The organism is Nocardioides coralli, assembly GCF_019880385.1.
GTDB lineage: Bacteria > Actinomycetota > Actinomycetes > Propionibacteriales > Nocardioidaceae > Nocardioides > Nocardioides coralli.
The window spans coordinates 2,753,092-2,768,843 of sequence record NZ_CP082273.1 but is presented as its reverse complement, the minus strand read 5'-3'; the positions used below and the strand labels follow the sequence as shown (position 1 = coordinate 2,768,843).

The window sequence follows — 15,752 nt, the reverse complement described above, 5'->3', positions numbered from 1 at the left end:
AGCCTACGGAGTCGCCCGCAGCCGCTCGACGGCCCCGGCCAGGCCGGAGTCGACGTGGTCCGGGGAGTCGTGGGCCAGGCCGTGCTGGACCTCCCACCAGGGGCCGAGCAGGTGCCAGTCGCGGCCGCGGGCCAGCTCCGCCGGGGTCGCGCCGTACGTCGACACGAGTGCATCGGCGAACCGCTGCGGCGTGCCGTGCACCGCCCAGGCCAGGTCGAGGGCGGGGTCGCCGAGGGCCGCGTCGGTCCAGTCGATGACACCCGTGAGGCGCCCGTCCGTCGTCAGCAGGTGGGAGGGGCCGACGTCGCCGTGCCGGAGCACGCTGCGGTGGGCCGCCTCCCGCAGCCGGGCGAGGAGAGCGGACCCGGCGTCGCGGAGGTCGGCGGGCAGCAGCGGGACGACCTGGTCGACCATGGCGTCGAGCTCGGGGAGGAGCGCCGTGTCCCGGCCCAGCCCGGTGCTGGCCCAGAGCTCGGCCGGGGTGTCGTGGAGCACGCGGAGGAAGTGACCGAGCCGCCGGCCGTCGTCCGCCGTGAGCCGGTCGGGCCGGACGGGGCGGCCCGGGACCCGCTCGTGGCGGAACCGGGGTGGCGTGCCGCCGAGCGCGAGCGGCACGGGGACCGCGAGCGGCAGCCGAGGGGCGAGGCGGGGGAGCAGCGCGGCCTCGGCAGTCAGGGCGGGGACCACCTCGGGGCGCCGCGGCGTCCGGTCGATCCAGCGGCCCTCGACCAGCTCGGTGTGGCTGTCCCAGCCCTGCTCCTCGACGTCCTGACGCTCGGCCACCCGGGCGCGCAGCCAGCCACCCAGCAGCGCTGCGGTGTCCGGCGTCCACGCTTCGGGGTCGTCGTCGATCGCGGCCACCAGCCGGTCGAGCGGCCACCAGTCACCCCATGCGACCTCCTCGGGCTGCAGCGTCACCTCGCCGCCCCAGGTCGTGGTGAAGCAGTGGCCCCAGTAGTCGGTGTGGTCGTCGCCGTAGTGGGCGACGCCGACCGGCTCGAGCGTCACCCCGGTGATGCCGAGCTCCTCGGCCAGCTCGCGGGCGGCGGCCGCCCGGGGTTCCTCGCCGGCGGCCACGACGCCACCGGCGGCGAAGTCGTGGCGCCCGGGGTAGACGTCCTTGGTGTCCGTACGCCGGTGGACGTGGACCCGCCCCCACGGGTCCCGGACCACCACGGCCGTCGCGGCGTGGGTCAGGTTCTCCGCCCGAACCCGCGCGCGGTCGGCCGTCCCGGCCGGGTCGCCGTCGGCGTCGTACAGCTGGACGAGCTCGGTCACTGGCCGCTCTCCGTCACGCCGAGGACGGTAGTCCCTCACGAAACGGCTCCCGAACCTCCCGATCAGCCACCGTTTCGTGAGGGACTATCCCGCGCCCCCACCACCCAACGGATTGGCGGAGACGCCGAGCGGCGCCGTACGCTGGGCGCCACAGGCGTCCGAGCCGTCATCAGCGGCGAGCCTCCGGAAGAACGGTCCCGCCAGGGACTCACTAGACCCGGACGGGTAGGCCCGTCACAGCCGTCGACGAGCGGTCCCGCGCGAGCGGGGCAAGCGAGGTGGTACCGCGGTCCCGGCGACGGGGTCGTCCTCGGCAGCCAGGACCGAGAGCACGACGTACCGCAGGAGAGCCGCCGATGACCTATCCGAAGGTCGCCACCGGTCAGTCCGGGGAGCACGACTACGGCCGGGGCCACGTGCCCGGCACGCCCAACTTCCCGGCGATCGAGGAGCGGGTGCTGGCCTACTGGAAGGCCGACGGCACCTTCGAGGCCAGCGTCGAGCAGCGCGAGCCCGGCGACGACGGCGCGAACGAGTTCGTCTTCTACGACGGCCCGCCGTTCGCCAACGGGTTGCCGCACTACGGCCACCTGCTCACCGGCTACGTCAAGGACCTGATCCCGCGCTACCGCACCATGCGCGGCCAGCGCGTCGAGCGCCGCTTCGGCTGGGACACCCACGGCCTGCCCGCCGAGCTCGAGGCGATGAGCCAGCTCGGCATGAAGACCACCCAGGAGATCGTCGACCTCGGCATCGAGGGCTTCAACAAGGCCTGCCGCAGCTCGGTCCTCGCCTACACCGAGGAGTGGCGCGACTACGTCACCCGGCAGGCGCGCTGGGTCGACTTCGACAACGACTACAAGACCCTCGACCTCGACTTCATGGAGTCGGTGCTCTGGGCCTTCAAGCAGCTCTACGACAAGGGCCTCGTCTACGAGGACTTCCGGGTGCTGCCCTACTGCTGGAACGACGAGACGCCGCTGTCCAACCACGAGCTGCGCATGGACGAGGACGTCTACCAGAACCGCCAGGACCCCGCGGTCACGGTCGGCATGCGGCTGGAGACCGGCGAGATCGCGCTCGTCTGGACGACCACGCCGTGGACCCTCCCGTCCAACCTGCTGATCATGGTCGGCGAAGACATCGAGTACGTCGTGGTGGAGTCCGACCAGCCGACCGGCAGCACGGAGCGCTACCTGCTCGGCGCCGAGCGGCTCGCGGCGTACGCCCGTGAGCTCGGCGAGGAGCCGAAGGTCGTGGAGCGGCTCTCGGGGCGCGACCTCGTGGGTCGCGCCTACGCGCCGCCGTTCACCTACTTCGAGGGCACCGCCAACGCCCACCGCGTGGTCGCCGCCGACTTCGTGACGACCGCCGACGGCACCGGGCTGGTCCACAGCGCCGGCGCCTACGGTGAGGACGACAAGGTGATCACCGACCGGGAGGGCATCGAGCTCACCGTCGCCGTGGCCAAGGACGGCCGCTTCACCTTCCCGATCACCGACTACGACGGGCTGCACGTCTTCGACGCCAACCTGCCGATCATCGAGCACCTCAAGAACGCCACGAAGGGCGCGGGCGACACCGGCTCCGTCGTCCCGGGCACGGTGCTCCTGCGCCGGGAGAGCTACGAGCACTCCTACCCGCACTGCTGGCGCTGCCGGCAGCCGCTGATCTACATGTCGGTGTCGTCGTGGTTCGTCGACACCCGCAAGATCCGCGACCGGATGCTGGAGCTCAACCAGGAGATCCGGTGGGTGCCCGACCACGTGCGCGACGGGCAGTTCGGCAAGTGGCTCGAGAACACCCGCCCGTGGTCGATCTCGCGCAACCGGTTCTGGGGCAGCCCGATCCCGGTGTGGCGCTCGGACGACCCCGCCCACCCCCGGGTCGACGTCTACGGCTCGCTCGACGAGATCGAGCGCGACTTCGGCGTCCGCCCGGACGACCTGCACCGGCCCTTCGTCGACGAGCTGACCCGGCCCAACCCGGACGACCCCACCGGGAAGTCGACCATGCGTCGCGTCACCGACGTCTTCGACTGCTGGTTCGAGTCGGGGTCGATGCCGTTCGCCCAGGTGCACTACCCGTTCGAGAACGCCGACTGGTTCGAGGACCACTACCCGGGGGACTTCATCGTCGAGTACATCGGCCAGACCCGCGGCTGGTTCTACACGATGCACGTGCTGGCGGCCGCGCTCTTCGACAAGCCGGCGTTCGAGACCTGCGTCAGCCACGGCATCGTGCTCGGCTCCGACGGCAACAAGATGTCGAAGAGCCTGCGCAACTACCCCAACGTCTACGAGGTCTTCGACCGCGACGGCGCCGACGCCATGCGCTGGTTCCTCATGTCCAGTCCGATCCTGCGCGGCGGCAACCTCGTCGTGACCGAGCGCGGCATCCGTGAGTCCGTCCGGCAGGTGCTGATCCCGTTGTGGAACAGCTGGTACTTCTTCGCGCTCTACGCCAACGCCGCGAACGGCGGTGCGGGCCACGACGCCACGCTCCGGACCGACTCGGGGCACGTCATGGACCGGTACATCCTCGCCAAGCTGCGGGAGTACGTCGACGCGATGACCCGGCAGCTCGACGCCTTCGAGGTCGCCAACGCGTGCGACTCCACGCGTGGCTTCCTCGAGGTGCTGACCAACTGGTACATCCGCCGGTCCCGCGACCGGTTCTGGAGCGAGGACGTCGACGCCTTCGACACGCTCTACACGGTGCTCGAGGCCGTGTGCCGGGCCGCCGCCCCGCTGCTGCCGCTCACGACCGAGGAGGTCTGGCGCGGGCTGACGGGGGAGCGGTCGGTGCACCTCGCCGACTACCCCGACCCGGCCGTGCTCCCCGACGACGCGGGGCTGGTCGCCGCCATGGACGAGGTCCGCGACGCGGCCTCGGCCGGGCTCGCGCTGCGCAAGGCCCACGGCCTGCGGACCCGGCTGCCGCTGGCGTCGCTCACCGCCGTGCTCGACGACGCCTCGGCGCTGGCCGGGTTCGAGTCGCTGCTGGCCGACGAGCTCAACGTCAAGCAGGTGCGGCTGGTGCAGGCCGGGTCCGAGGAGGCGGCGGCGTACGCCGTCGAGCAGCGGCTCACGGTCAACGCCCGCGCCGCCGGGCCGCGGCTGGGACGCGACGTGCAGCAGGTCATCAAGGCCTCGAAGTCGGGGGACTGGTCGGTGCGCGACGACGGGACCGTGGTCTGCGGTGACGTCGAGCTCGCCGACAGCGAGTTCACCCTCGAGACCGTGGCCGGTGACGCCGCGAGCGGCACGGCCACCGCGGTGCTGCCGCGCGGCGGCTTCGTGGTGCTCGACACCGCCACGACGCCGGAGCTGGAGGCCGAGGGCACGGCGCGCGACCTGGTCCGCGCGGTGCAGCAGGCCCGGCGTGACGCCGACCTCGACGTGGCGGACCGGATCGCGCTGACGATCGCCGGGCCCGTCGAGGTGCTCGAGGCCGCCCGCGCCCACGAGCAGCTGATCGCCGAGGAGACGCTCGCGACCTCCGTGGCGTTCGAGGACGCCGCCGAGGTCGACGTCCGGGTCGCCCGGGCCTGAGTCGCCGCCGCTGATTGGATGGAGCCCATGACGACGCTGGACCTGACCGCCGACGCGGTGTCGCTCACCGAGCAGCTGGTCGACATCGAGTCGGTGAGCCAGAACGAGCAGGCGATCGCCGACGCGGTCGAGAGCGCGCTGCGGACGCTGCCCCACCTCACCGTCAGCCGCCACGGCCACACCGTGGTGGCGCGGACCGACCTCGGCCGTGGCGAACGGGTCGTGCTGGCCGGTCACCTCGACACGGTGCCGGTCAACGGCAACCTGCCGGTCCGGCGCGAGGGCGGCCTGCTCCACGGGCTCGGCACCTGCGACATGAAGTCCGGTGACGCGGTCATCCTGCGGCTCGCCGCCACGGTGCCCGAGCCCAACCGCGACCTGACGTTCGTGCTGTACGACGCGGAGGAGATCGACGACGAGTTCAACGGCCTCCGCAAGCTCGCCGAGAGCCACCCCGAGCTGCTCGAGGCCGACTTCGCGATCCTCATGGAACCCTCCAACGCCTCGGTCGAGGCCGGCTGCCAGGGCACGCTGCGGGTCGACGTCCGGACCACCGGCGAGCGCGCCCACTCCGCCCGCAGCTGGCGCGGGGTGAACGCCATCCACGGTGCCGCCGAGATCCTCGACCGGCTCAACGCCTGGGAGCCGCGCAAGCCGGTCATCGACGGGCTGGAGTACCACGAGGGCCTCAACGCCGTCTGGATCTCCGGCGGGGTCGCGGGCAACGTGATCCCCGACGAGTGCGTCGTGGCCGTCAACTACCGCTTCGCCCCGGACCGCTCGGTGGAGCAGGCCGAGCAGCACGTGCGTGAGGTGTTCGCCGGCTTCGACGTCCGGCTCACCGACTCCGCCCCGGGGGCACTGCCGGGCCTCGACCGTCCGGCCGCCAAGGCCTTCGTCGAGGCCGTCGGTGGCGAGGTGGGTCCCAAGTTCGGCTGGACCGACGTCTCGCGGTTCAGCGCCCTCGGCGTGCCGGCCGTCAACTTCGGCCCGGGCGACCCGATGCTCGCCCACAAGCAGGACGAGCACGTGCCGATCGAGCACATCGAGCGGTGCGAGCGGCAGCTGCGGGCGTGGTTGGGCGCTCCCTGACCACGAGGACCACGACCCTCGACTAGCGTGGCCACGTGCCGATCACGCTGCGGGAGATCACCGACGACGACCGTGACGCCGTCCTCGCCGTACGGCCGACGGCGGAGCAGGAACAGGTCGTCAGCACGGTGGCCGACTCCCTCTGGGAGGCCGACCACGGACGGAGCGCGTCATGACGAGCAAGTCGAAGGGCCCGGTGACCCTACGCCGCAGTGCCGTCGACGAGGGCACCACCGACCAGCGGCTGCTCGACTCGCGGGGGCCCAGCGACTGGGTCCACACCGATCCCTGGCGCGTGCTCCGGATCCAGGCCGAGTTCGTGGAGGGGTTCGGGGCGCTGGCCGAGCTGGGTCCGGCGATCGCCGTCTTCGGCTCGGCGCGGACGGCGCCCGACCACCCGTTCTGGGGGTTGGCCGAGCGCCTCGGCCGTGACCTCGTGGAGGCCGGCTTCGCGGTGATCACCGGCGGTGGACCCGGCGCGATGGAGGCCGCCAACAAGGGCGCCATCGAGGCGGGAGGCACCTCGGTCGGGCTCGGGATCGAGCTGCCCTTCGAGACCGGGCTCAACGAGTACGTCGACCTCGGCGTCAACTTCCGCTACTTCTTCGCCCGCAAGACCATGTTCGTCAAGTACTCCCAGGGCTTCGTGGTGCTGCCGGGCGGCCTCGGCACCCTCGACGAGCTGTTCGAGGCGCTGACCCTCGTCCAGACCCGCAAGGTCACCTCCTTCCCGGTGGTGCTGATGGGTGTCGACTACTGGTCGGGCCTCCTCGGCTGGCTGCGCGACACCGTGCTGGCCGAGGGGAAGATCGCCGAGTCCGACCTCGAGCTGCTGGTGGTGACCGACGACGTCGACGAGGCCGTGCGGCTGATGGTCGCGGCTCGCGACGACCGGCTCGCCGAGCCGCCCGCCCACCGACCGGAGTGAGCAGCCCGTGACCTGGATCTTCGCCGTCCTCATCGTCCTCGCGCTCGGCGCGATCGCCGTCGTCGCCGCCGGTCGGGGTACGCCGATGCGCGAGGTCTACGACGACCGACCCGACGCCGTCGTCCCCGCCACCGGTGCGCTGGGCGGCCACGACCTGCGCCGGGTGCGGTTCTCGCTGGCCTTCCGCGGCTACCGCATGTCCGAGGTCGACGCGCTCCTCGACCGACTCGCCGACCAGCTGGAGGCAGACGCCGGCGACCCGCCGCCACCGGCGGGTCGTGGCGACGGCGAGTCGCGCTAGGGCAGACTGCGAGGATGCCGATCGAGGTCGTCGTCTACATCCTCACCGCGCTGGCGGCGGTCGTGGTGGTGCTGACCCGACTCCGTCTGAGTAAGGAGGGCGGCGGCGCCGGCCGGGTGAGCGTCGGCAGCAGCCTGCTCAACATCCACACGGGCGCGGGCGGCCTGGCCCTGATCGTCTGGATCGTCTACCTCCTCGCCGCCGAGGACACCCCGTTCGGCGGCGAGATCGCCGGCATCGTCGCGATCGCCCTGTGGTGGCTGGTCACCATCGCGGGGCTGCTGATCCTGGTGCGGTGGTTGCCGAGCAAGGGACGCCACGCCACCAGTGCGGTGCAGGACAGCTGGTCGGAGGGCCCCGGGCTGTCGGTGCTGGCACACGTGGGCATGCTCGTGGGGGTCGTCGTGTTCACCTTCGCCTACGCGGTGGGCAGCGTCTGATGACCTCGGCCGCGATCCGGGTCGCGCTGCTCGCCCTTCTCGGGACCCTCCTGCTGCTGCCCTCGGGCCCTGCCTCCGCCGACGCGGTCATCGGGAAGCGCAAGATCGGCGAGTCCGTCCGCGGGCGCCCGATCATGGCCTACCGGCTGGGCGAGCGGTCCAAGCGTGACGTCGTCCTCATCTCGACCATGCACGGCGACGAGCCGCACACCAGGCAGATCCTGACCGCGCTCCGCGACGGCCGGCCGATCGCCGGCGTGGACCTGTGGGTGGTCCCCACCTACAACCCCGACGGGCTCGCGGCGGGCACCCGCAAGAACGCCCGCGGCGTCGACCTCAACCGCAACTACCCCCACAACTGGGCCGACCTGGACGGCAGCTACGAGTCCGGTCCGAGGCCGGCGTCGGAACCCGAGACCCGGGCCATGATGCGGTTCCTGCGTGACATCCGCCCGGTGCGGATCCTCAGCTTCCACCAGCCCCTCTACGGCGTCGACACCGACACCAAGAACAAGAAATTCGCGCGCAAGGTGGCCCGCAGGCTGAAGCTGCCGACCAAGACCTTCGACTGCGGCGGCGTGTGCCACGGCACCATGACCAGCTGGTACAACCACCACTTCCGCGGTGCCGCCCTCACCGTCGAGTACGGCTCGCGCCCCAGTCGTCGGATGATGCGCCGCACCGCGCCGCGCCGGGTCCTCGACGTCTTCGGCGCCCGGTGGCGCAAGCTCGAGTCCGAGATCGTCTGAGCGGGCGCGTCAGCGTCCCTCGAACACCGGCTTCTCCTTGGCCAGGAAGGCGTCCACCGCCGTCGCGTGGTCGGCGGTGGCCCCGGTCTCCTTCATCATCCGCGACTCGAAGGCCAGCGCCGTCTCCAGCGAGTGGCCGGCGGCGTAGGCCACCGACCGTCGCATCGCGCCGTAGGCCACGGTGGGACCGGCGGCGAGCCGGGCGGCCGTCTCCTGGACGGTCGGCACGAGGTCGTCGTCGGCGACGACGCGGGTGGCCAGCCCGAGCTCGAGCGACTCCTGCGCCGACACGGTGCGAGGGAAGTAGAGCAGCTCGATCGCCCGCGCCCGACCCACCAGCCGCTGCAGGTGGTAGCTCGCCCCGGTGTCGCAGGACAGCGCCACCCCGGCGAACGCGAGGTTGAACCCGGCGCTCTCCGACAGGATCCGCAGGTCGCACGCCATCGCGAGGCTGGCCCCGGCGCCGGCCGCCACGCCGTTGACCGCGGCCACGACCGGCTTGGGCATCGTGGCGACGGCCGTGACGATCGGGTTGTAGTGCTCGTCGACCGTGCGGAACAGCTCGTCCCGGGCGTCGCTGCGGAGGATCTCGACGTGCTCCTTGAGGTCCTGGCCGACGCAGAAGGCGCGCCCGGTGCCCGTCAGCACCACGCACCGGGCCGCCGGGTCCTCGGCCACCTGCTCCGCGACGTCGCGCAGGGCCTCCTTCGTCGCCACGTCGAGGCTGTTCATGGCGTCGGGCCGGTTCAGCGTGATCGTCGCGACGCCGTCGGTCAGGTCGAGCAGCACGGGAGAGGTCATGGCGGGCAGTCTGCCGCACCCGACGGACCGCTCAGTCGAGGCAGTGGGCCACGAACCGGTCAGAGGCGGGCTTCAGGCGCTCGGCCTCCGCGGTAAAGAGCTGCTCCGCCTCGCGACCGGGCCAGTCCTCAGGCAGCAGCCGGTCAGGCAGCCCGGGGTCGGTGAAGAGGAACTTCCGCCACTCGTGGACGAGCCGGAACCGGGTCGCGAAGGCGTCACGGTCGCTCACCGGCTCGGACGCCGCTGTGAGCATCGCGTCCGCGTCCCGCACGAAGCGGTGGTACGCCGCCGAGAGCTCCGCCAGGTCCCAGGCGTCGGTCGGTTCCGGCTCGATCCGGTCGGCCCGCGCGAGCCGTGCCGTCGTCCGGACGCGCTGGAGCACCTCGGTCAGCTCGCTGCGGGGGAAGGGACTGACCCACGTGTGGGGCGTGAGCTCCGCGTAGCCGATGAACGCGAGGTCGGCACGCAGCCGTGCGCGGTCGGCCCGCTCCGCGGGCGGATGCACCAGCGCGAGGTACCAGTTGCCGTCCCAGTCCCGGTCGACCCGGCGGTAGACGCGCGCGGAGACGTCGTCGAGCCAGCGGATGGTGCGCTCCGTCGCGCGGTAGCCCCGCCCCGCGTCGAGCCGCACGGGCTCGAGCGCCCCCTCGGCCACCATGCGCGAGATGGCGGTGCGGACCGCGGGTCCCTGGATGCCGACCGCCTCCAACAGCTCGACCAGGCCCGCGACCGGAGCCTGGCTGCGGCGGGATCGGAGGTGGTCCCCGTAGACGTCGAAGAGCGCGGACCGGGCATGCATGAGGGGGAGTGTGCCAGCACTTGTCGGGCCTGTGGTCGGGGTCACCCCGACATAGGGGATAATGGGGAAGCATCCGGTACGACTCCCCCCATCGTGGCGGGATCTGCCATGTCAGTCTCACAAGGAAGAGGTGCGCGGATGGCGGCGATGAAGCCCCGGACGGGCGACGGTCCGCTGGAGGTCACCAAGGAGGGACGCGGGCTGGTCATGCGCGTGCCGCTCGAGGGTGGCGGACGGCTGGTCGTGGAGCTCAACGCCGACGAGGCGACCGAGCTGCGGCAGGCGCTCGAGGGCGTCACCAGCTGACGTCGTGGCCTTCGCAACCGACACACTTCCTGCCCAGGTCTCACCCCCCGAGTTCGCGCTCAGCGCACTGCCCCCCCATGCCGTCAGCGGTGTCGAGGTCGTCGCGATCCCCGTGCTGACGGGGATCGGCGACGGGTCCGTGCTGCTCGGGCCCGGGGCCGAGGAGGTCGGTGCCGCCCTCGGGGTGGACCTCCTCGACGTGCTCGACGCCCAGCGCGCCACCGGCCGTGCCGGCGAGATCACCAGCTGGCCCGTCCCCGCCGGTACCCCCGACAACCCGGCCCTGCGCCAGCTCCTGCTGGTCGGGGTCGGTGGGGCCACCCGGCGAGACCTCCGCCGGGCCGGCGCCGCCGTCGCCCGGGCGGTGCGCGACCGTACGTCGCTGGCGTCGTCGGTCCACGCGATCAGCGACGACGGTGGGCTCGAGGCCTACGTGGTCGGCCTGACCCTCGCGTCGTTCAGCTTCACCTTCCGTTCCGGCGGGCCCGAGCACCCGCCCGTGGGCCGGGTGGTCCTCGCCTCGTCGGCGGAGGACAAGGCGGTCGCCGCGGCGCTCCACCGCGGCATCGTGCTCGGCGGTGCCGGCTGGCGCAGCCGCATGCTCGCCACGGTTCCCTCCAACATCAAGAACCCGCCGTGGCTGGCGGAGCAGGCCGAGGAGCTGGCCGCCGCCTCCGGCCTCACCTGCACGGTGTGGGACGAGCACCGGCTCGCCACCGAGGGGTTCGGCGGCATCCTCGGCGTCGGTCAGGCCTCGGCCACCCCGCCCCGGATGGTCCGGCTCGACTACGTACCGAAGGGCGGCCGCAAGGCGCCGCGCGTGGTGCTGGTCGGGAAGGGCATCACCTTCGACACCGGCGGCCTCTCGATCAAGCCCAGCGAGTCGATGGCCACGATGAAGCGCGACATGACCGGTGGTGCCGTCGTCATGTCCGTGCTGGCGGCGCTGCGGGAGCTCGGCTGCCCGCTGCGGGTCACCGGGCTGGTGGCCGCCGCCGAGAACGCGATCAGCGGCAACGCGCTCCGCCCCGGTGACGTGATCCGCCACTACGGCGGTCGCACCACCGAGGTCACCAACACCGACGCCGAGGGGCGGCTCGTGCTGGCCGACGCCCTCGCCTACGCCGTCGACGAGCTCGAGCCCGCCGCCATCGTCGACATCGCCACCCTCACGGGGGCGATGAAGGTCGCCCTCGGGATCCGCACCGGCGGCTACTTCGCCAACCACGAGCAGCTGGCCCGGACGCTGCGCGAGGCGGGCTCGGCCTCCGACGAGGAGCTCTGGCGCTTCCCGCTGGTGGCCGACTACGAGGCCTACATCGCCTCCGAGGTCGCCGACGCCGACAACGGTCCCCGCAAGGCCGGGGCTATCTCCGCGGCCCTGTTCCTGCAGCACTTCGTGGGTGGCACACCGTGGGCCCACCTCGACGTCGCGTCCGTGGGTGACTCGCCCGACGAGCACCACGAGTGGACGACGGGGCCGACCGGTTTCGGGGCGCGGGTGCTGCTGCAGTGGCTGACCAGCGACGACCCGCTCGCCGGGATCGCCTGATGCGCGGCCTCACGGTGCGGTGGTCGCTCGTCGACGCACCCGACGACGTGGCCGAGGAGCTGGCGACGTACGTCGAGGAGAGCTCGCACGCCCGGTTCACCGGCATGAAGGGGCTGCGGTTCAAGACCTGGCGGATGCGCCGCGGTCAGTGGTTCGAGGGCTGCTACGTCTTCGCGACCGACGAGGACCGCGCGGAGTTCCAGCGCACCTTCAGCCAGGGCGCGGCCGACGCTCCGGGCTCGCAGATCATCGGCAGCCCGCCGGTGCTCATCGAGGAGTGCGACGTCGTCGCGATCGCCGAGGGGCAGGACGGCTTCCAGTCGGCGGCGCGCTACTGACCGCCAGGCTCCGGGGTGCAGCTCACTCGCCGGGCTCGGGGCTCCACACCTTCTTGGCGACCAGCAGGCCGTCACCGACCGGCAGCAGCACCGAGACGAGGTCGTCGTCGGCCGCGACCCGCTTGCCGAGCTCGCGGATCGCCACCGTCTCCTCGTCGCGCTGGGCCGGGTCGGCGACCCGGTCGTGCCACAGGGCGTTGTCGAACGCCACGACGCCACCGGGCCGCAGCAGCCTGAGCGCCTCGGTCAGGTAGGCGTCGTACTCGGCCTTGTCGGCGTCGCAGAACACCAGGTCGTAGTGGCCGTCCGTCAGGCGCGGCAGCACGTCGAGCGCCGACCCCGAGATGGTGCGGGCCCGCTGGGGAGGGATGCCGGCGTCCGTGAAGGTCTCGCGGGCCAGCCGCTGGTGCTCCGCCTCGATGTCGACGGTGGTGAGGACGCCGTCGGCGCGCATGCCGCGCAGCAGCCACAGGCCGGAGACGCCGGTGCCGGTGCCGATCTCGACGACGGCCCGGGCGTCCAGCACCGAGGTCAGGAACCGGAGCGCCGTACCGCCGCCGGACCCGATCGGGGCGACCCCGACCTCCTCGGCACGCGCCCGCGCCGCCGCGAGCACATCGTCCTCGGCGATGAAGGTCTCGGCGTACGACCAGCTGGCGGGCTTCAGCGGCCCGACGTGCGAGGTGGTGATGGTGGCCTCCTGGGTCCGGCCCGGTCCGGACGGCGTCCGGGCGCCTGCGAGCGTCACGACCCTACCGCGTGGCCCCGGGAACACGGGGCCGACGACGCTCGTTGAGGAGGTCGAGGACCAGAGCACCGACTCACAGGGTCCTCTCAGCCGGGTCCACTAGCGTGAGAGAGGTCAGCCGCTGTCCAGCCGGACGTCACCCCAGGAGTCCCCGATGAGCACCGACCCGGTTCCGACGTGGGACCAGATCGTCGAGCGCCACTCCGACCGGGTCTACCGTCTCGCCTGGCGGCTCACCGGCAACCGTCACGACGCGGAGGACCTGACGCAGGAGGTGTTCGTCCGGGTCTTCCGGAGCCTCGACACCTACACGCCCGGCACCTTCGAGGGCTGGCTGCACCGGATCACCACCAACCTCTTCCTCGACCAGGCTCGGCGCCGGCAGCGGATCCGCTTCGACGCCCTGACCGACGAGCGCGCCAGCACGCTCCGCAGCGCCTCCCCGGCCCCCGACACCGCGCTGGCGGACCGGATGTTCGACGACGACGTCGAGGGGGCGCTGGCGACCCTGCCTCCCGACTTCCGGGCGGCGGTGGTCCTCTGCGACGTGGAGGGGCTGTCCTACGAGGAGATCGCCGACATCCTGGGCGCCAAGCTCGGCACCGTGCGCTCGCGCATCCACCGCGGCCGGGCGATGCTGCGCCGCGCGCTGTCGCACCGCGCCCCCGAGCCGGGCCGGCTGCGCTACTCAGGCCCCGTGGTGGTTCCCGTGGCCGGGCGCGCAACCGGGCCCGAGGTCAGGCCGGAGACGAGGACGGAGGGCCGGCCGTGATGGGTCACCTCGGCTCCCGTGTCTCCGCACTGCTCGACGGGCAGCTCTCGCCCGCCGAGTCGGAGCGCGCCTGGGCCCACGTGCACGTCTGTCACCTGTGCCGCGACGCCGTCGAGCGCGAGGGATGGGTCAAGACGCGCCTCTCCCACCTGTCCGGCGACGCGGTGGGCGCTCCCGACCGGCTCAAGGGCTCCCTGCTCGGGAGTACGCCGTTCCCCGCCGCGCCCGCTCCGTCAGCCCGGCCGCGCCGGGTCGGAATCGCCGCGCTGGGGGGTTCCGCCGCGGGTGTGGCGGTCCTCGGCGTGCTCGCCCTGGGGCTCGGTCAGCCCGACCAGCCCGGCCCCGACCGGCGGGCTCCGGTGACCAATCTCGGGGGTGCCGACGGGTCGCGTCAGTTGCCGACGAGCGTGCCCGGACCGGTCCTCCGGCCGTCCTCGGCGCAGCCCGGCCGTTAGGCACGTCACCGGCCGTCGGTGAGAATGGTGCGGTGAGCGAGCACGAGGAGGGCCCCGACGCGGCCGGGTCGAGCGAGCCGACACAGCCGATCCCGCCCGCCGGCCACGCGCCGTCGACCGGCCAGTCGTGGTTGCCGCCGTCCGAACCGTCCCGGTCCTCGGCCTGGCAACCCCCCGGCACCGGCTGGGGACCATCCCCCTCACCGTGGCCCCCGGGGCCGGCACCGACCGCCCGTTCGCGTCCCACGCGCTGGCTCTGGCCGGGCGTTGCCGGCCTCGCGCTGCTGGTGGGACTGCTCGGAGGCGCCATCGGTGCGGCACTCGTGGGCGCCTGGCCGCTGCAGGAAGGACCAGGCTTCGTCCGCGAGGGTCTGGACGGCGTCGACACCAACGAGTCGGTGCCGCTGGGCGCCGACAACCGGTCGGTGGTCAAGGTGGCCGACGAGATGCTGCCCAGCACCGTCCAGGTCCTCGCCGACAGCGGGGGCGAGGACGGGAGCGCCACCGGGTCCGGCTTCGTCCTGGACCGGCAGGGGCACATCATCACCAACAACCACGTCGTGGCTGCGGCCGCCGACGACGGCACGATCAAGGTGGTCGACCGCGCCGGCAACCGCTACAACGCCAGGGTCGTGGGGCGCAGCCCCGTCTACGACCTCGCCGTGCTCTACTCCGGCCGCGTGCGCCGCCTCCCGCCGGCCGCCCTGGGAGCGTCGCAGCGGCTGAGCGTCGGCGAGCCCGTCGTCGCCTTCGGGTCCCCGCTGGGCCTGAGCTCGACCGTCACCTCGGGCATCGTCAGCGCCCTCAACCGGCCGGTGACCGCCGGTGACTCCACGAACGAGGCGTCCTACATCAACGCGGTGCAGACCGACGCGGCGATCAACCCCGGCAACTCGGGTGGCCCGCTGGTCAACCTGCGCGGCCAGGTCGTCGGCGTCAACAGCGCCATCGCCACCACCGGTGGCTTCGCGAGCAGCCGCGGCAACATCGGGGTCGGGTTCGCGATCCCGATCGAGCAGGTGCGGATCACCGCCGACCAGATCCTGCGGACCGGTGAGGCGCGCTACCCCGTCATCGGCGCCCGGGTCGAGACCGGCGGTGAGGACGACGGGGCGGGAGCCCTGGTCGACGAGGTCATGCCCGGCACCCCGGCGGAGTCGGCCGGGCTGCGCCAGGGCGACGTGATCACCGAGGTCAACGGGCTGCGGGTCACGGACGGCATCGCGCTGATCGTGGCGATCCGGTCCTACCAGCCCGGGGAGACCATCGAGTTCACGCTGGTGCGCGACGGTGATCGCCAAGTCATCGAGGTCACCCTCGACGCCGAGGTCGGCTAGCGACCGGGCCCGTCGCCAGGTCCGTCGGCGGGCTTGCCGTCGGGCTCGACGAACGGGTGCCGGTCGACGAAATCCCGGGTCTGGTCGTACATCTGCGCGATGAACTCCTCCAGCCGGGCGGCCTCGACCCGCCACTGGCCGCGCCCGCCGATCTTGATGGCGGGCAGCTCGCCCCGCCGCACCAGGGCGTAGACCTGGGCGCTGGAGGTGTTGAGCACCTCGGCCACGTCGGCGAGGGTCAGGAAGCGGGGGTTGCCGGGCATGGGCCCATGGTGGCACCCGCCTCCCCGGGGGCGGTACGC

18 protein-coding genes are annotated in these 15,752 nt (G+C 72.7%); 13 read left to right on the top strand and 5 right to left on the bottom strand.

Features of this window, described 5'->3' with window-relative positions; all coding sequences use genetic code 11:
* Positions 1 to 3: 3 nt before the first annotated feature.
* Complete coding sequence (locus K6T13_RS13505; protein WP_222895070.1) at positions 4 to 1,278, bottom strand: phosphotransferase; 1,275 nt, start codon at positions 1,276 to 1,278, stop codon at positions 4 to 6.
* A gap of 356 nt (positions 1,279 to 1,634) precedes the next feature.
* On the opposite strand from K6T13_RS13505, the gene ileS reads away from it, so the two are divergent.
* Genes ileS through K6T13_RS13470 form a run of 7 tightly spaced genes read left to right on the top strand, consistent with a single transcriptional unit; the run spans position 1,635 to position 8,342 of the window.
* Positions 1,635 to 4,832 (top strand): isoleucine--tRNA ligase, encoded by a 3,198-nt coding sequence (gene ileS / locus K6T13_RS13500; protein WP_222895069.1) that lies wholly within the window; start codon positions 1,635 to 1,637, stop codon positions 4,830 to 4,832.
* A gap of 27 nt (positions 4,833 to 4,859) precedes the next feature.
* Positions 4,860 to 5,924, top strand: a complete 1,065-nt coding sequence (dapE, locus tag K6T13_RS13495) for a succinyl-diaminopimelate desuccinylase (protein WP_222895068.1) — start codon at positions 4,860 to 4,862, stop codon at positions 5,922 to 5,924.
* Positions 5,925 to 5,959: 35 nt separating this feature from the next.
* Entirely contained in the window at positions 5,960 to 6,100 is a 141-nt protein-coding gene (locus K6T13_RS13490) for a hypothetical protein (protein WP_222895067.1), read from the top strand.
* The gene (locus tag K6T13_RS13485) at positions 6,097 to 6,852 is read left to right on the top strand and encodes an LOG family protein (RefSeq protein ID WP_222895066.1); all 756 of its coding nucleotides are present in this window, start codon (positions 6,097 to 6,099) and stop codon (positions 6,850 to 6,852) included. The genes K6T13_RS13490 and K6T13_RS13485 overlap by 4 nt, the downstream gene beginning before the upstream one ends.
* A 7-nt stretch (positions 6,853 to 6,859) precedes the next feature.
* A complete protein-coding gene (locus K6T13_RS13480; RefSeq protein WP_346729090.1) occupies positions 6,860 to 7,153 on the top strand; it encodes a DivIVA domain-containing protein in 294 nt (97 codons plus the stop codon).
* 14 nt (positions 7,154 to 7,167) lie between these two features.
* Positions 7,168 to 7,593: a hypothetical protein gene (locus K6T13_RS13475; protein WP_222895065.1), complete on the top strand. Its 426-nt coding sequence runs from the start codon at positions 7,168 to 7,170 to the stop codon at positions 7,591 to 7,593.
* Positions 7,593 to 8,342, top strand: coding sequence for a M14 family zinc carboxypeptidase (locus K6T13_RS13470; RefSeq protein WP_222895064.1), 750 nt, complete (start codon positions 7,593 to 7,595; stop codon positions 8,340 to 8,342). The genes K6T13_RS13475 and K6T13_RS13470 overlap by 1 nt, the downstream gene beginning before the upstream one ends.
* 9 nt (positions 8,343 to 8,351) lie before the next feature.
* Here the strand turns inward: K6T13_RS13470 and K6T13_RS13465 are convergent, their stop codons facing one another.
* A complete protein-coding gene (locus K6T13_RS13465; protein WP_222895063.1) occupies positions 8,352 to 9,143 on the bottom strand; it encodes an enoyl-CoA hydratase-related protein in 792 nt (263 codons plus the stop codon).
* Between the two features lie 31 nt (positions 9,144 to 9,174).
* Complete coding sequence (locus K6T13_RS13460) at positions 9,175 to 9,942, bottom strand: PaaX family transcriptional regulator (protein ID WP_222895062.1); 768 nt, start codon at positions 9,940 to 9,942, stop codon at positions 9,175 to 9,177.
* A 138-nt stretch (positions 9,943 to 10,080) separates the two neighbouring features.
* On the opposite strand from K6T13_RS13460, the gene K6T13_RS13455 reads away from it, so the two are divergent.
* Genes K6T13_RS13455 through K6T13_RS13445 form a run of 3 tightly spaced genes read left to right on the top strand, consistent with a single transcriptional unit; the run spans position 10,081 to position 12,138 of the window.
* Entirely contained in the window at positions 10,081 to 10,248 is a 168-nt protein-coding gene (locus K6T13_RS13455) for a DUF3117 domain-containing protein (RefSeq protein ID WP_222895061.1), read from the top strand.
* Between the two features lie 4 nt (positions 10,249 to 10,252).
* Positions 10,253 to 11,800, top strand: coding sequence for a leucyl aminopeptidase family protein (locus K6T13_RS13450; protein WP_222895060.1), 1,548 nt, complete (start codon positions 10,253 to 10,255; stop codon positions 11,798 to 11,800).
* Complete coding sequence (locus tag K6T13_RS13445; RefSeq protein ID WP_222895059.1) at positions 11,800 to 12,138, top strand: hypothetical protein; 339 nt, start codon at positions 11,800 to 11,802, stop codon at positions 12,136 to 12,138. The genes K6T13_RS13450 and K6T13_RS13445 overlap by 1 nt, the downstream gene beginning before the upstream one ends.
* A 22-nt stretch (positions 12,139 to 12,160) precedes the next feature.
* Here K6T13_RS13445 and K6T13_RS13440 read toward each other — a convergent pair whose 3' ends face one another.
* Positions 12,161 to 12,805, bottom strand: a complete 645-nt coding sequence (locus K6T13_RS13440; RefSeq protein WP_222898298.1) for an O-methyltransferase — start codon at positions 12,803 to 12,805, stop codon at positions 12,161 to 12,163.
* A 235-nt stretch (positions 12,806 to 13,040) separates the two neighbouring features.
* On the opposite strand from K6T13_RS13440, the gene sigE reads away from it, so the two are divergent.
* Genes sigE through K6T13_RS13425 form a run of 3 tightly spaced genes read left to right on the top strand, consistent with a single transcriptional unit; the run spans position 13,041 to position 15,450 of the window.
* Positions 13,041 to 13,658 (top strand): RNA polymerase sigma factor SigE, encoded by a 618-nt coding sequence (gene sigE / locus K6T13_RS13435; protein ID WP_222895058.1) that lies wholly within the window; start codon positions 13,041 to 13,043, stop codon positions 13,656 to 13,658.
* On the top strand, positions 13,655 to 14,113 hold the full coding sequence (locus K6T13_RS13430) for an anti-sigma factor (RefSeq protein WP_222895057.1): 459 nt from the start codon (positions 13,655 to 13,657) through the stop codon (positions 14,111 to 14,113). Before sigE ends, K6T13_RS13430 begins: the two co-directional genes overlap by 4 nt.
* A gap of 32 nt (positions 14,114 to 14,145) precedes the next feature.
* A complete protein-coding gene (locus tag K6T13_RS13425; protein WP_222895056.1) occupies positions 14,146 to 15,450 on the top strand; it encodes a S1C family serine protease in 1,305 nt (434 codons plus the stop codon).
* Here the strand turns inward: K6T13_RS13425 and K6T13_RS13420 are convergent.
* The gene (locus K6T13_RS13420) at positions 15,447 to 15,713 is read right to left on the bottom strand and encodes a helix-turn-helix domain-containing protein (protein ID WP_222895055.1); all 267 of its coding nucleotides are present in this window, start codon (positions 15,711 to 15,713) and stop codon (positions 15,447 to 15,449) included. The genes K6T13_RS13425 and K6T13_RS13420 overlap by 4 nt on opposite strands.
* Between the last annotated feature and the right edge of the window lie 39 nt (positions 15,714 to 15,752).

Coding starts and splice junctions, on each gene's coding strand:
- ileS (WP_222895069.1), top strand. CDS start 1,635: ATGACCTATCCGAAGGTCGCCACCGGTCAGTCCGGGGAGCACGACTAC.
- dapE (WP_222895068.1), top strand. CDS start 4,860: ATGACGACGCTGGACCTGACCGCCGACGCGGTGTCGCTCACCGAGCAG.
- K6T13_RS13485 (WP_222895066.1), top strand. CDS start 6,097: ATGACGAGCAAGTCGAAGGGCCCGGTGACCCTACGCCGCAGTGCCGTC.
- K6T13_RS13475 (WP_222895065.1), top strand. CDS start 7,168: ATGCCGATCGAGGTCGTCGTCTACATCCTCACCGCGCTGGCGGCGGTC.
- K6T13_RS13470 (WP_222895064.1), top strand. CDS start 7,593: ATGACCTCGGCCGCGATCCGGGTCGCGCTGCTCGCCCTTCTCGGGACC.
- K6T13_RS13465 (WP_222895063.1), bottom strand. CDS start 9,143: ATGACCTCTCCCGTGCTGCTCGACCTGACCGACGGCGTCGCGACGATC.
- K6T13_RS13460 (WP_222895062.1), bottom strand. CDS start 9,942: ATGCATGCCCGGTCCGCGCTCTTCGACGTCTACGGGGACCACCTCCGA.
- K6T13_RS13455 (WP_222895061.1), top strand. CDS start 10,081: ATGGCGGCGATGAAGCCCCGGACGGGCGACGGTCCGCTGGAGGTCACC.
- K6T13_RS13445 (WP_222895059.1), top strand. CDS start 11,800: ATGCGCGGCCTCACGGTGCGGTGGTCGCTCGTCGACGCACCCGACGAC.
- sigE (WP_222895058.1), top strand. CDS start 13,041: ATGAGCACCGACCCGGTTCCGACGTGGGACCAGATCGTCGAGCGCCAC.
- K6T13_RS13420 (WP_222895055.1), bottom strand. CDS start 15,713: ATGCCCGGCAACCCCCGCTTCCTGACCCTCGCCGACGTGGCCGAGGTG.